General features: G+C 49.1%; 12 protein-coding genes. All 12 read left to right on the top strand.

The genetic code is table 11. The features are described from left to right. The first annotated feature begins 27 nt into the window (after nt 1-27). The gene (gene purR, locus BLV22_RS10700) at nt 28-870 is read left to right on the top strand and encodes a pur operon repressor (RefSeq protein ID WP_022792870.1); all 843 of its coding nucleotides are present in this window, start codon (nt 28-30) and stop codon (nt 868-870) included. Next, nucleotides 867-1,244, top strand: a complete 378-nt coding sequence (locus BLV22_RS10695) for a RidA family protein (RefSeq protein ID WP_091615034.1) — start codon at nt 867-869, stop codon at nt 1,242-1,244. The genes purR and BLV22_RS10695 overlap by 4 nt, the downstream gene beginning before the upstream one ends. A 341-nt stretch (nt 1,245-1,585) precedes the next feature. Beyond that, nucleotides 1,586-1,882: a septation regulator SpoVG gene (spoVG, locus tag BLV22_RS10690; RefSeq protein WP_091615031.1), complete on the top strand. Its 297-nt coding sequence runs from the start codon at nt 1,586-1,588 to the stop codon at nt 1,880-1,882. A gap of 186 nt (nt 1,883-2,068) precedes the next feature. Next, nucleotides 2,069-3,457, top strand: coding sequence for a bifunctional UDP-N-acetylglucosamine diphosphorylase/glucosamine-1-phosphate N-acetyltransferase GlmU (glmU, locus tag BLV22_RS10685; protein ID WP_091615029.1), 1,389 nt, complete (start codon nt 2,069-2,071; stop codon nt 3,455-3,457). 16 nt (nt 3,458-3,473) lie between these two features. Then, complete coding sequence (locus BLV22_RS10680) at nt 3,474-4,424, top strand: ribose-phosphate diphosphokinase (protein ID WP_091615026.1); 951 nt, start codon at nt 3,474-3,476, stop codon at nt 4,422-4,424. A 127-nt stretch (nt 4,425-4,551) separates the two neighbouring features. Next, entirely contained in the window at nt 4,552-5,217 is a 666-nt protein-coding gene (locus BLV22_RS10675; RefSeq protein WP_091615022.1) for a 50S ribosomal protein L25/general stress protein Ctc, read from the top strand. Between the two features lie 233 nt (nt 5,218-5,450). Beyond that, nucleotides 5,451-6,005 carry an aminoacyl-tRNA hydrolase gene (gene pth / locus BLV22_RS10670; protein ID WP_091615020.1) on the top strand — a complete coding sequence of 185 codons (555 nt, stop codon included), beginning with the start codon at nt 5,451-5,453 and terminating at the stop codon, nt 6,003-6,005. An 82-nt stretch (nt 6,006-6,087) separates the two neighbouring features. Next, nucleotides 6,088-9,627, top strand: a complete 3,540-nt coding sequence (gene mfd / locus BLV22_RS10665; RefSeq protein ID WP_091615017.1) for a transcription-repair coupling factor — start codon at nt 6,088-6,090, stop codon at nt 9,625-9,627. Between the two features lie 25 nt (nt 9,628-9,652). Continuing rightward, nucleotides 9,653-11,215: a polysaccharide biosynthesis protein gene (locus BLV22_RS10660; RefSeq protein ID WP_091615014.1), complete on the top strand. Its 1,563-nt coding sequence runs from the start codon at nt 9,653-9,655 to the stop codon at nt 11,213-11,215. A 14-nt stretch (nt 11,216-11,229) separates the two neighbouring features. Continuing rightward, entirely contained in the window at nt 11,230-12,699 is a 1,470-nt protein-coding gene (gene yabN / locus BLV22_RS10655; RefSeq protein ID WP_091615601.1) for a bifunctional methyltransferase/pyrophosphohydrolase YabN, read from the top strand. 2 nt (nt 12,700-12,701) lie between these two features. Continuing rightward, nucleotides 12,702-12,956 carry an RNA-binding S4 domain-containing protein gene (locus BLV22_RS10650; protein ID WP_091615012.1) on the top strand — a complete coding sequence of 85 codons (255 nt, stop codon included), beginning with the start codon at nt 12,702-12,704 and terminating at the stop codon, nt 12,954-12,956. A gap of 221 nt (nt 12,957-13,177) precedes the next feature. Next, entirely contained in the window at nt 13,178-13,570 is a 393-nt protein-coding gene (locus BLV22_RS10645; RefSeq protein WP_091615010.1) for an FtsB family cell division protein, read from the top strand. Nucleotides 13,571-13,590: the final 20 nt, after the last annotated feature.

Genomic DNA, 13,590 nt, shown 5'->3' with positions numbered 1-13,590 from the left:
AAATATTCGGATTTTACGGAGGTAAGCATGAAAAAACTGAAACGAAGCGGCCGATTGGTTGATATGACCAATTTTTTGCTGCAGCATCCACATGAACTTATCTCTCTTGGTTATTTTACGGAGAGGTATGATTCCGCCAAATCCTCGGTAAGTGAAGATTTGACTATCATTAAAGAAATTTTTGAAACACAGGGCGTTGGTGCACTGCGTACGGTGGCAGGCGCGAGCGGCGGCGTGCGATATGTGCCGAAAGTGGAAAAAAGCACGGCAGAATTGTTTGTCGGGGGGCTGTGTGAAAAGCTCGAAAACAAAGAACGGCTGCTGCCTGGAGGGTATTTATATATGATGGATATCCTTGGGCGTCCGCGCACGATGAACGAAGTGGGGAAAATGTTTGCTTCTGTTTTTGCGGACCGGCAGATTGATGCCATTGTTACTGTGGCTATGAAAGGCATTCCGCTTGGTCACGCAATTGGTACATATCTCGACGTACCTGTAAGCATTGTGCGAAGAGACCACCGGGTCACGGAAGGGTCGACGGTAAGCATCAATTACGTATCAGGTTCATCGAGACGCATTCAGACGATGTCCTTGGCCCGGAGGAGCCTGCCGGAAGGATCCAACGTTCTTGTAGTGGATGATTTCATGAAAGCAGGCGGTACGGTAAGCGGAATGATAGAGCTGCTGCAGGAGTTCCGGGCAAATGTGGCGGGCATCGGAGTGCTTGTAGAAGCTGAAGGCGCGGGCGAGCGGCTGGTGGATGATTACGTGAGCATTGCAAGAGTGGAAGAGGTAAACGAAAAGACAAAAAACATCCGTGTAGTTCCCGGCAATTTTCTCACAAAACTGGAAAAGGAGAGATCAAGATGAAGGAAGTATTTACTAAGCAGGCCCCAGAGGCCATTGGACCGTATTCGCAGGGCATCAAGGTAAATAATGTATTTTACAGCTCCGGCCAGATTCCTTTGACGACCTCAGGCGAAATTGTCAGCGGCGGCGTCGAAGAGCAGACGCACCAGGTTTTTCAAAATCTGCAGGCAGTACTCGCTGAAGCCGGTTCTTCGCTGAATCATGTTATTAAGGCAACAGTATTCATTAAAGATATGGAAGAATTTCCGGTTATTAATGAAGTGTATGGTTCTTACTTTCAAGAGCATCAGCCGGCCCGTTCATGTGTCGAAGTGGCCCGTCTCCCTAAGGATGTAAAAGTGGAAATTGAAGTGATCGCTTTATTAGCTTCATAAAAACAGTGCTCTGTGCTGCCTGTGCGAATGGCAGCCGGGGCGCTGTTTTTTTACGATATGGGTAGAAAAGAGCATATGACAAGCCGATAAGAAGAATAACGGAAAGATTTTTAAAGACAGGACTTTCAGCTCGAGCAAAAAGATGTGGTAACATGCATAAAACATCGTTATACTGGATACATGTTTATATACTTTAAAATTAAATATATCTGCAGGCGATTTTTTGCCTGGGCAGGACTTTGCGGAATAATATAGAAATCAATAATCAGCCTCTTTACGCTTTATGCGAAAGAGGAGATACATATAGATGAGAGAGTTAATAAACCAAAGGTGGTGAAAACATGCAGGTAACAGATGTCAGGCTGCGCCGGGTAAATACTGATGGACGAATGAGAGCAATTGCCTCAATTACATTCGATGAAGAGTTTGTGGTCCATGATATTCGGGTCATTGATGGAAATAACGGTCTCTTTGTTGCTATGCCCAGTAAACGCACCCCTGATGGGGAATTCCGTGATATTGCCCATCCTATTTCGTCAGCAGCGAGAGAGAAGATCCAGTCCGCTGTGTTGGCAGAATATGAAGAACAGGAACAACAGCCCGCAGAAAAAAATTTTAACGAAGCCGGCGCTTCGTAACATTATATGTACCAGGGCAGCGATAACGGTCTCGAGGGGGGCCGTTATTTATTTTTGCCTGTAAACGAAATCAGGTGGATAGGTAAACGTTCATTATGTAGAATAGGTAATAGTGTATTCTTGAAAACCTACAGCTTTTAAGATATTATTCTTAGTGGACAAAAATGCGCATATGGAGGAACCTACATGAATAATCGCTATGCCGTTATTTTAGCTGCCGGAAAAGGCACCCGCATGAAATCCAGTCTCTATAAAGTACTTCATCCTGTCTGCGGAAAACCGATGGTGGAACACGTGGTGGACGAGCTCGAAGACGCCGGTGTCGATCAATTAGTGACGGTGACCGGCCACGGGGCAGAATCTGTCGAAGAGCATTTAAAGGAGCGTACTTCTTATGTGCTTCAGGAGGAACAGCTTGGCACGGCTCATGCTGTAATGCAGACGAGGCAGATGCTTGAAGGTAAAAAAGGGACGACCATTGTGGCGTGTGGAGACACTCCATTGATTCAGGGAAGCACGATGCAGGCTCTGATGGATCATCACGAACAAATGGAAGCAAAAGCAAGCATTCTGACAGCCGTAGCAGACGACCCTGCCGGATACGGCCGGGTCGTCCGGGGCAGCAGTGGAGAAGTTGTCAGGATCGTTGAACATAAGGATGCAGACGAAACGGAAAAAAACATCCGGGAAATTAATACGGGGACTTACTGCTTTGATAATGAAGCGTTGTTTCATGCGCTCAGCGAGGTGGACAACAATAACGTCCAAGGGGAATATTACCTTCCCGATGTCATTGGTATCCTTCAGGAGAAGGGGGAGACCGTATCTGCCTGGACCACCCCTGACTTTTCTGAGACAATCGGGGTGAACGATCGCGTGGCTTTATCCCAGGCTGAAAAAGCCATGAAGCGCCGCATTAATGAACATTGGATGCGGCAGGGAGTAACCATTATTGATCCGGAGAATACTTATATCTCCAAAGAATCTGTGATTGGCGCTGATACAGTAGTTGAGCCCGGGACAATTCTCCGCGGCAGTGTACATGTAGGAACCTCCTGCCACCTTGGCCCGCATTCAGAAATCAGCAACGCTGTCATTGGCAGCGAAACAGTGATCCGTCAATCGACAGTGACGGACAGCGAGGTAGGAAATTCCGTACAAATCGGCCCTTACGCCCACGTCCGGCCGGCTTCGTCCATCGGTGATGAAGCTAAAATCGGCAATTTTGTTGAAATCAAGAAAGCATCCATCGGACAGGGAAGCAAAACGTCCCACCTAAGCTACATTGGAGATGCAGAGGTAGGAAAAAATGTGAATATCGGCTGTGGATCCATTACTGTTAATTACGATGGTATGGGCAAGCATTTAACGAAAATCGAAGATAACGTGTTTATTGGATGCAACTCCAACCTTGTGGCACCGGTGAATGTTGGGAAAGGCGCATACGTAGCAGCAGGTTCCACTATTACTTCGGATGTACCGGAGGATGCGCTTTCCATTGCGCGGTCGAGACAGACGAATAAAGAAAACTATGTAAGTGAAAAATTAAATGCAGATAAAAAGCAAAACAAGTGACGGAGGGAATTAAAAAATGTCCACGATGGATCGCTCCAATTTGAAAGTATTCACCCTGAACTCAAATCCAAGACTGGCAGAGGAAATTGTTGAACAGATCGGTACAACAATGGGACTCAGCTCTGTAAAAAGATTCAGTGACGGAGAAGTGCAGATAAACATTGAAGAAAGTATCCGTGGCTGCGATGTCTTTTTGGTCCAGTCGACTTCAGACCCGGCCAATGAACATCTTATGGAGCTTTTGATTATGATCGATGCCATGAAGCGGGCTTCGGCAAAAACGATCAGCGTTGTCCTCCCTTATTACGGGTACGCACGTCAGGACCGTAAGGCCCGGGCGAGAGAGCCTATTACAGCCAAGCTGATTGCCAATCTGCTGGAAACAGCTGGAGCGACCAGGATTTTGAGCCTGGACCTACACGCGACGCAAATTCAGGGATTTTTCGATATTCCGGTGGATCAACTACAGGGAGAACCTATTTTGTCCCGTCACTTCAACGAAAAAGGCCTGGAAGATCTCGTTATTGTATCGCCTGACCACGGAGGCGTCGTGCGTGCGCGCAGAATGGCAGACCGCCTGAAGGCTCCTATTGCGATTATTGATAAGCGCCGGCCGCGTCCAAACGTTTCAGAGGTCATGAATATCGTCGGTGACGTAAAAGGCAAAACAGCCATCATTATTGATGATATTATTGATACCGCCGGAACGATCACTCTCGCAGCGGATGCGTTAATCGAGTCGGGCGCAAACCATGTTTACGCATGCTGCACCCACCCGGTACTTTCCGGCCCGGCAATTGAAAGAATCGAAAATTCGAGGATTGAAGAACTGGTAGTAACAAATTCCATCGTGCTTCCGGAAGAGAAAAATATTGATAAGGTAACGCAGCTTTCCGTCGGCCCGCTTATGGCTAAAGCAATTATTAATGTCTTTGAGCAGACCTCGGTCAGCCGTTTGTTTAATTAATCTACAAGAAAATCAATGGTTTGAATAAGCCATTGATTTTTGATGTGGATTCTGGTATAATTATGTCTCAAGTGGGCAAAATTACGCGAACACGTGAAAATAAAATTTAACTTATGAGGTGAATACCATGGCTACGCAGTTAACTGCAGCTCGTCGTCCTGAAACAAAACAGTCAGTGACGAAAAAACTCCGCAGAGAGGGCACAATTCCAGCCGTTATTTATGGCAAGAAAACGGAAAGCCAGCCTATCTCTGTTGACAACGTTACATTCCTGAAAACGATTCGTGAGGCTGGAAAGAACGGCATCATTGATCTTACTATTGAAGGCGAAAACAAAAAGCACCAGGTCATCGTGCATGATATGCAGGTTGACTCCATTAAGGATTACTTTATCCATGTTGACTTCTTTGAAGTAGATATGACTTCCGAAATGGAAGCAGACGTTGCTGTACACCTCGAAGGCGAAGCGCCAGGGGAAAAAGACGGCGGCGTTGTCTCCCACATGATGTTCAATATTACTGTCAGCGCACTGCCTGCTGAAATTCCTGACAGCATCAGCGTGGACATTTCGACATTGAATGTCGGCGACTCCATTCAGGTAGCAGACCTTCCAGAAGGTTTGAACTACACGATTACGAGTGAGCCGGAAGAAACAATTGTTACTGTTCTTGTACCGGAAGAAGAGCCGGAAGAGCCAGGCGAAGAAGAAGCAGAAGAGCCTGAGCTTGTAGACGCGGATGAAGAATCCGAAGAAGGTTCTGAAGAAGGCAGCAACGACAACAACAATTCATAATTTCTGCACCAAAGCCGACGGAGGGCGTGCTGCCTTCCGTCATAAATAAAGATCGCAGGCGACGCTGTTGTACAGGCGCTCTGCGATCTTTATTTATGCTATGCTGTTAAGCGGAAATATCTTAAAATAAGACAAGTACTGTAATCGTTTCAAACGTCAAAAAAACAGTTTTTTAGTACAATATGTAGAAGCAGCCTGAACATTATACGTACGAAGCAGAGCGGGGGACCAGCATGAAATTTATTGTCGGGTTAGGCAACCCGGGAAAAAAATATAAAAAGACGCGCCACAATGTCGGATTTGAAGCTGTTGAAGAGCTCGCTTCCATGTGGCAGCTGTCATGGAAAAAGAGCAAGTGGAGGAGCGAAACTGCCGAAACAATGGCAGGGGGCGAAAAAGTGATACTGGTAAAGCCTTTGACTTATATGAATCTTTCGGGAGAAGCAGTAGGCCCGATGCTTGATTTTTATAAAGCGTCCCCGGAAGATGTCTTAGTTGTGTATGATGATCTGGACCTGGCTCCCGGCACGGTCCGCCTGCGTAAAAAAGGCGGCCATGGCGGCCATAATGGCATACGCTCGTTAATTGAACATTTGGGTACAAAGGAGTTCAAGCGTCTGCGAATTGGCATTGGAAAGCCGGAGAAGGCGTCCGTGATTGACTATGTTCTTGGCACTTTTCCACCGGAAGAGAGAAAGCAGATGGATGAAGCTGTTAAAAAGGCAGCAGTCTCGGCGGAAGCCTGGAGCAGTAAATCATTTGACGAAGTAATGAATGAGTTTAATTAATAGAAGGATGGAGTGGGGCTGAAGCGTTCCGCTCCCCTTTTGCGTGATAAAAAAAGACCACCATGAATAGGGAGGAACGAGCATGAAGGGTTTACCATCGATATTGGCCTCCAACCCGGAGGTCAGCGCAGTCATCGGCGACCTTCAAAACGGGGTACCGGAGCAGCTGATTTCAGGGCTCAGCGGATCGGCAAGAACGTTATTTATGACGCTTGCCCAGGAGAAGACGCAAAAGCCTCAGCTGGTAGTGACGCACACGTTGTATCAGGCGCAGAAGCTGTACGATGATTTGTTGGAATGGTCGGAAAAAGAAGTATTAATCTATCCGGTCAATGAGCTTATTTCTGCTGAAATTGCGGTAGCGAGTCCGGAAATGAGGTCGCAGCGAATTGAAGTGCTCGACCGTCTGGTCAGCGGCTTTGACGGAATTATTGTGAGCCCGGTGGCCGGCCTTCGCCGTCTGCTTCCTCCGCCTGCTGTTTGGGAAGCAGCCCAGTGGCCGCTGCATACCGGTGACGATCTTGACCTGGATGCTTTCCAGCAATTTCTCTATGCTTCCGGCTATCAGCGGGCCGATATGGTGGCTGCTCCCGGTGAATTCAGCATCCGCGGCGGTATTATTGACATTTACTCGCTTACGGCGGACAATCCAGTTCGTCTGGAGCTGTTTGATACAGAAATTGATTCTCTCCGTTTGTTTAATCCAGAGGATCAGCGGACAATTGAGCAGATTACTAAGGTAAATATCAGCCCTGCCCAGGAAACAATTCTTTATCCGGAACAGTTTCAGCGTGCAGCCTCCCAGCTTGAGGACGGACTGGGTAAAACGCTGAAAACAGTCAAGGACGAGACCGTGAAACAGAAGGTGCAGGAGCGCCTGTCGGAAGAGCGGGAGCAGCTGCTGCAGCACGTACGTTTTCAAAGTCTGTACAAATATATGCAGTTTTTCTATGAACAGCCAGCTACCCTGAGCAAGTATTTTTCCTCCGAAACGATCTTTTTTATTGATGAAGTGAGCCGTGTGCAGGAAACAGCAGAACGGCTGGATGAAGAAGAGGCAGAGTGGCGGACAAATATGGTGGAGCAGGGGGAGCTGCCGGTAGAGATGCAGCTTTCGGTACCGTTCCATACGCTTATGAAAAACATCGATTTTCCGAAGGTGCTTTTTTCTTTATTTACCCGTAGTTTATCCGAGTTTCACCCGCGCCGGGTGGCGAATGTCACGAGCAAGGCGATGCAGCAGTTCCACGGTCAGCTGCCGGTACTGAAAAATGAAATTGAACGCTGGCAGAATGGCGGATTTCGTATCGTTTTTGCCGCTGAGACTAAGGACCGCCTCGAACGGCTGCAGAGAATTCTCGATGATTACGGAGTAGAAGCAGAACGGGCCGACAAGGACGGACCATTTACGCCGGGACGTCCTGCTATTGTACAGGGGCGGCTCGACAGCGGATTTGAATTGCCGCTTGAAAAGCTTGCCGTCATTACGGAGCAGGAGACGTTTACAAAGCAGGTGCGTCGCTCGAGGCGCCGGGAAAAGCTGAATAATGCGGAACGCATCAAGAGCTATTCGGAGCTGCAGGTGGGAGATCTGGTGGTTCACGTGAACCATGGCATCGGAAAATACCTGGGAATGGAAACCCTGGACGTTGGAGGAGTGCACCAGGACTTCTTAAACGTATCCTATGCGGGCAACGACAAACTGTATGTGCCGGTCGAGCAGATTGATCAGGTGCAAAAGTATGTGGGATCAGAAGAAAAGGATCCTAAAATTTATAAACTTGGCGGCAATGACTGGAAGCGTGTAAAACGCAAAGTGCAGTCCTCGGTTGAAGACATTGCTGATGACCTGATCAAGCTGTATGCAGAACGGGAGGCTGCGAAAGGGCACGCCTTTAACCGGTATGCGATGGAGGAGCAGGCGTTTGCAGCGACGTTCCCTTATCAGGAAACGGAGGATCAGATAAAAGCAATTGAAGAAATCCGCGAAGACATGGAGCGCGAACGTCCGATGGACCGCCTGTTGTGCGGGGATGTTGGCTACGGAAAAACAGAAGTGGCAATACGGGCGGCGTTCAAAGCAGTAATGGACGGCAAGCAGGTGGCCATTTTGGTGCCGACAACGATTTTGGCCCAGCAGCATTTCGATACGCTCACAGAGCGTTTTGCCGAGCAGCCGATCAACATTGGCTTAATGAGCCGTTTCCGGACGAAAAAACAGCAGAACGAAACGATCCGCGGGCTGAAAGCAGGAAGCGTTGACATTGTGATCGGCACGCACCGTGTGCTTTCCAAGGACGTACAGTTTCATGATTTAGGGCTGCTGATTGTCGACGAAGAACAGCGGTTTGGAGTTACTCATAAAGAGAAAATTAAGCGGCTCAAGGCAAACATTGACGTGTTAACACTGACGGCAACGCCGATTCCAAGAACGCTGCATATGTCGATGCTCGGCGTTCGTGACCTGTCAGTTATCGAGACCCCGCCGGAAAACCGCTTTCCGGTCCAGACGTATGTGATGGAATACAACCCGACGCTGGTCAAAGAAGCCATTGAACGTGAAATCAGCCGCGGCGGCCAGGTGTATTTTATGCATAACCGGGTGGATAATATCAGCCGGATGGCTGACCAGATTTCGATGCTTGTGCCGGAAGCGGAGGTCGCCTACGCTCATGGACAGATGAATGAGCAGGAGCTCGAATCGGTCATGGTGGAGTTTTTAGAGGGCAACAAAGATGTACTGGTCACGACAACGATTATAGAAACAGGGGTCGATATCCCGAACGTGAATACGCTTATTATTAATAACGCTGACCGGATGGGGCTTTCCCAGCTGTATCAGATCCGCGGCCGGGTGGGCAGGTCCAACCGCGTAGCGTATTCGTATTTCACGTACCAGCGCGACAAAGTGCTTTCTGAGGTGGCGGAAAAACGCCTGCAGGCCATCAAGGAATTTACGGAACTCGGCTCCGGCTTTAAGATTGCCATGAGAGACCTCTCCATCCGTGGAACGGGTAACCTGCTCGGTGCAGAGCAGCACGGCTACATTGAATCCGTGGGCTTTGATTTGTACTCACAGATGCTCAAAGAAGCTATTGAAGAACGTAAGGGAGATCAGCCGAAGCAGCAGGAGCCGGAGATGGATATGAATATGAAAGCAGATGCCTATATCCCTGACTTTTATATCGATGACTCCAAGCAGAAAATAGAGATGTATAAACGCTTCCGGGGGCTTGAGACGCTTGAGGATATGGAAGATCTGCAGAGTGAAATGATGGACCGCTTCGGGGAATATCCGGTGGAAGTGGAAAAGCTGTTTATTCTCAGTAATATTCGTCTGCGCGCGGAAGCTTCCGGAGTGGAATCCATTTCCCAGGAAGCAAACAAAACCATTATTCTGGTAGGCGAAGCAGCAAGCAATGCAGCAGATGGCGCTTCGCTGTTCGGACTTGTAAATGATCTGGGACGTCATATCGGTATCGGGACCAGTGGAAAAAAAATTCAGATCTCAGTGCAGCACCAGCGGCTCGAAGAAATGAAAATCCTCACTTCCGTGCAGGCGGTTGTCAAAGGCGTACAGGAAGCAAAAAAAGAGCCGGAAGGAACAACGTCCCCGAAATAGAGCGGGCGGATAGAAGGTACCGAAGATGACAAATGACAGACGCTCTTTCGCCCGTTTACTAAAAAGCGTTTCCCTGCTGACAGCAGCTGCCCTGATAGGAAAAGTATTCAGCGCTGTTTACCGGATTCCATACCAGAATATGACCGGAGATATTGGATATTATGTTTATCAGCAGGTGTACCCGTTTTACGGTATAGCGATGATTCTTGCTCTTTACGGCTTTCCGGCTGTGCTGGCCGGGGAAATGGCACAGCAGAAAAAAGCATCCGACCGGCTGGAAACGATGAAAGCGGCTGGAATGGTGCTGGTATCTGCAGGGGCTTCGGCTTTTATGCTTCTGCTTCTTTTTGCGCCCGTGGTGGCTGGTGCTATGGGGGATGAACAGCTTACGCCGGTACTACGTATGACTTCATTCGTCTTTCTCCTCGTGCCTGTGCTTTCGCTTGGACGCGGATACTACCAGGGGATAGGGAGAATGGAGCCGACGGCTTTATCGCATGTAGTGGAGCAGGTGTGCCGGGTGAGCTTCATTCTGTTATTTGCCTGGGCAGCAGTATCGGCCGGAGAGGGAGTGTACGACATAGGCGCCGGTGCTATGGGAGCATCCATAGCAGGTGCCGGGGCAGGGGCTTTGATTATGCTGCTTCTCTGGTGGTCTCAGCACCGTCGTAAACCGCTGCCTTTTCGTTTCCGGGGAGCCGGGAAAGAGTATAAAACGATGGTAAAAAAACTGCTTATACCAGGAGTAGTCGCCTGTCTCGGTGCAATGGTGTTTTTGTTTTATCAATGGATCGATGCGTTTACTGTAGTTCCCGGGCTTGAGGCTTACGGTGTTTCCGGACAGGATGCGAAAGAAACGAAGGGTGTGCTGGACCGGGCGCAGCCGCTTCTCCAGTTCGGCACGGTAATATCTACGGCGCTCGCAGCAGCTGTACTCCCTTCGCTGCGCGGAAAAGAAGGAGTTTTCCTCGGCGGGCTTGCTCTTCGGGTCAGTCTGGTTATCGGCGGAGCAGCGGCTGTAGGCCTGTATACAGTAGCCGGTTTTGTGAACGTGATGCTGTTTGAAAACAGGAGTGGGACGGAGCTTATGGCGACGCTCGCTATTTCACTTCTGTTCAGCGGCTGGATTGTAACTGCGAACGCGATTCTCCAGGGGGCAGACCGTGTCCGGATGGCTGCCGGAGCGATAGTGGCCGGAGGAGTCATAAAGCTCATCGGAAATATAGTGCTTATCCCGGTCTCTGGAGCAATTGGTGCAGCGGCGGCAACGATTGGCGGTCTTGCCGTCACGAGCCTTCTGCAGGGGATGCTTCTGCAGAAGCACGGGCTGATTTCCTGGCCTTCCCGCAGATGGTGCATCTGCTGGGCGGCTCTTTTAGTCCTGCTTGGCGCTGGCCTGTGGGTGCTGCAGCTGCCTGTCGGCAGCGTGGATGCACGGACGGTCGCTGGCATGTGGGCCCTTGGCCTGGCCGTGGCCGGCGTGGCGCTTTGTCTGGCTCTTGTCAAAGGCTTAAGACTTTTCGAACCCCAGGAGTGGAAGATGGTTTCCGCAGGCGGAAACAAGAATGAAAAGAGGGGGACTTCCTAATGAATAATGCAGATATGCGACCAGTTATTACCGTTTTAGGCCTCGGAGCAGGGGATGCCGGGCAGCTCCCACTGGAGGTTTACCGTCGTCTCCGCTCAGCCTCCTCTCTGTATTTGCGTACCAGGGAGCACCCGGTAGTCAGAGAGCTGCAGGAAGAGCTGCCGGCCTATAAAACCTTTGACCGGATCTACGAACAGACAGATTCGTTTGAAGAGGCATACGGATTAATGACGGCAGAGCTGCTGGAGGCTTCCAAAGCCCCCGGGGAAATTTGTTATGCAGTGCCGGGACATCCGCTAGTGGCAGAAATGGTGGTGCAGCAGCTGCTCGAAGCGGAAAAGGCCGAAAAATGCCGGGTGGACATTGTGGGGGGACAAAGCTTTTTAGACCCTGTATTTGCAACCCTCCGGCTGGATCCAAGTGAAGGATTTCAGCTGCTGGACGCGACGGCGCTGAAAAGAGAAGACGTGCAGGTGTCCACCCATTTGCTGCTCACTCAGGTGTACGATCGTATGACAGCTTCGGAGGTGAAGCTGACGCTGATGGAGCTGTACCCGGAAGAGCACATAGTGCACATGATTTCCGGAGCGGGAACGGGGGCAGAACGGCTTCAGGAGCTTCCGCTGTACGAGCTTGACCGCGAAGACTTTGTCGATAATCTAATGTCAGTCTATGTTCCGCCGCTGCCGTTTTCAGCCCGGTACGGCGACTGGGACAAATTCCGCAGCATTATCGCTGCCCTCCGTGCACCGGACGGGTGCCCGTGGGACAGGAAACAGACGCACCAATCGCTGAAAAAATACCTGCTCGAGGAGACCTATGAAGTATTAAGTGCCATCGATGCTGAAGACGATGACAACCTGCAGGAAGAGCTGGGGGACATTTTGCTTCAGGTGATGCTTCATGCTCAAATTGGGGAAGAGGAGGGCTTTTTCACCATTGATGATGTGGTGGAATCAGTAACAGAAAAAATGATCCGCCGGCATCCGCACGTGTTCGCGGAATCAGCGGCGGCTACCCCGGAAGAAGTGAACACTCAGTGGGAAGAAGTTAAAAAAGCTGAAAAAAGCAAAGACGGCGAAGAAGATTCTGTACTCGCGGATATTCCTCAGGCAATGCCAGCACTTATGAGAGCCTATGAAATCCAGAAAAAGGCAGCGAAAGCCGGGTTCGACTGGGGTGATGACGCTCCGATGTGGGACAAGCTCCATGAAGAAATAGAAGAATGGAAAGCAGAGCTTCGGGCAGAAAACGAACAAAACAGCTCAAAAGAATTTGGGGATATTTTATTTGTGCTCGTGAATCTCGCCCGGTTCTTTCGCGTACACCCGGAGGAAGCGCTGGAACAGACAAACCAGAAATTTTTCCGTCGTTTTGCCTACATTGAACGGAAAATGAATGAAGAAAACCGGCAGTGGCAGGAAGAAAACTTTCTGCAGACAGCGGAATCATGGTGGCAGGAAGCGAAGAAGGAGGAGCGGTAACGGTGAGAATAGATAAGTTTTTAAAGGTGTCGCGGCTGATTAAGCGGAGAACTCTTGCAAAGGAAGTAGCTGCTCAGGGACGCATTACGGTAAATGGCAATCAGGCGAAGGCCGGTACGGAAGTAAAGCCTGGGGATGAAATCATCGTACGTTTTGCTTCGAAGACATTAAAGTTAAGAGTGGAAGCCATTAAAGATACAACGAAAAAAGACGAAGCAGAGTCGATGTATACACTGATGGAAGAAGAAAGCAAATAATGCGAACGGCCGTTCCTTTTTGGGACGGCTTTATTATTTAGTATGTAAGAAAACCTGCGCAAACAAGAAAAATAAAGCAAAAAACTGTAATAAAGAGGAAAAACCGTGTTGAAACTCTTTCGCTGCTCCGTTATGATTAACATAACTAAAATCGTAAACGTTTTATAAAGTGCGTCTTTTATAACAAAGCTTGCAGAGACGAGCGAAGGAGGAGCTCTTGATTGATTGAGGAAAAGAAAAAAGTAACAAACATTCATCGACCGCACTCCCACCAGCAGACACAGACAGATGCCCGTAAAGAAGCCGCAGTGCAGAAGCAGCGCCGTGGATTGAAAAAAAGAATGACTGCTTTAACTGTCGTTACTGCCTTTGTCGTCATATTAATGGGCATCACTTTGTTTTCACAGTGGCAGACAATTGCGGCCAACAATGAAGAGCAGCAGCAGATGGAAGAGCAGATGGTGAACCTTGAGGATAAAGAAGCGGACTTAAATCAGCAGGTGGAGGACTACAACGACCTTGATTACATAGCGGAAGTCGCCCGGGAAGAATATTATTTAACCAAAGAAGGGGAAACGCTTTATAAACTTCCGGAAAGCGATTCATCTAATTGACATTGTTTTTTGGCTTCGAG

Source organism: Marinococcus luteus (assembly GCF_900106595.1).
In the GTDB taxonomy this organism is placed as follows: domain Bacteria; phylum Bacillota; class Bacilli; order Bacillales; family Marinococcaceae; genus Marinococcus; species Marinococcus luteus.
This window is presented reverse-complemented; position numbering and strand designations above follow the sequence as displayed.

Bases quoted from the DNA above. Each gene is read 5' to 3' on its own strand.
- glmU (WP_091615029.1), top strand. From the start codon at position 2,069: ATGAATAATCGCTATGCCGTTATTTTAGCTGCCGGAAAAGGCACCCGC.
- BLV22_RS10660 (WP_091615014.1), top strand. From the start codon at position 9,653: ATGACAAATGACAGACGCTCTTTCGCCCGTTTACTAAAAAGCGTTTCC.
- purR (WP_022792870.1), top strand. From the start codon at position 28: ATGAAAAAACTGAAACGAAGCGGCCGATTGGTTGATATGACCAATTTT.
- BLV22_RS10680 (WP_091615026.1), top strand. From the start codon at position 3,474: ATGTCCACGATGGATCGCTCCAATTTGAAAGTATTCACCCTGAACTCA.
- yabN (WP_091615601.1), top strand. From the start codon at position 11,230: ATGCGACCAGTTATTACCGTTTTAGGCCTCGGAGCAGGGGATGCCGGG.
- BLV22_RS10675 (WP_091615022.1), top strand. From the start codon at position 4,552: ATGGCTACGCAGTTAACTGCAGCTCGTCGTCCTGAAACAAAACAGTCA.
- mfd (WP_091615017.1), top strand. From the start codon at position 6,088: ATGAAGGGTTTACCATCGATATTGGCCTCCAACCCGGAGGTCAGCGCA.
- pth (WP_091615020.1), top strand. From the start codon at position 5,451: ATGAAATTTATTGTCGGGTTAGGCAACCCGGGAAAAAAATATAAAAAG.
- BLV22_RS10695 (WP_091615034.1), top strand. From the start codon at position 867: ATGAAGGAAGTATTTACTAAGCAGGCCCCAGAGGCCATTGGACCGTAT.
- spoVG (WP_091615031.1), top strand. From the start codon at position 1,586: ATGCAGGTAACAGATGTCAGGCTGCGCCGGGTAAATACTGATGGACGA.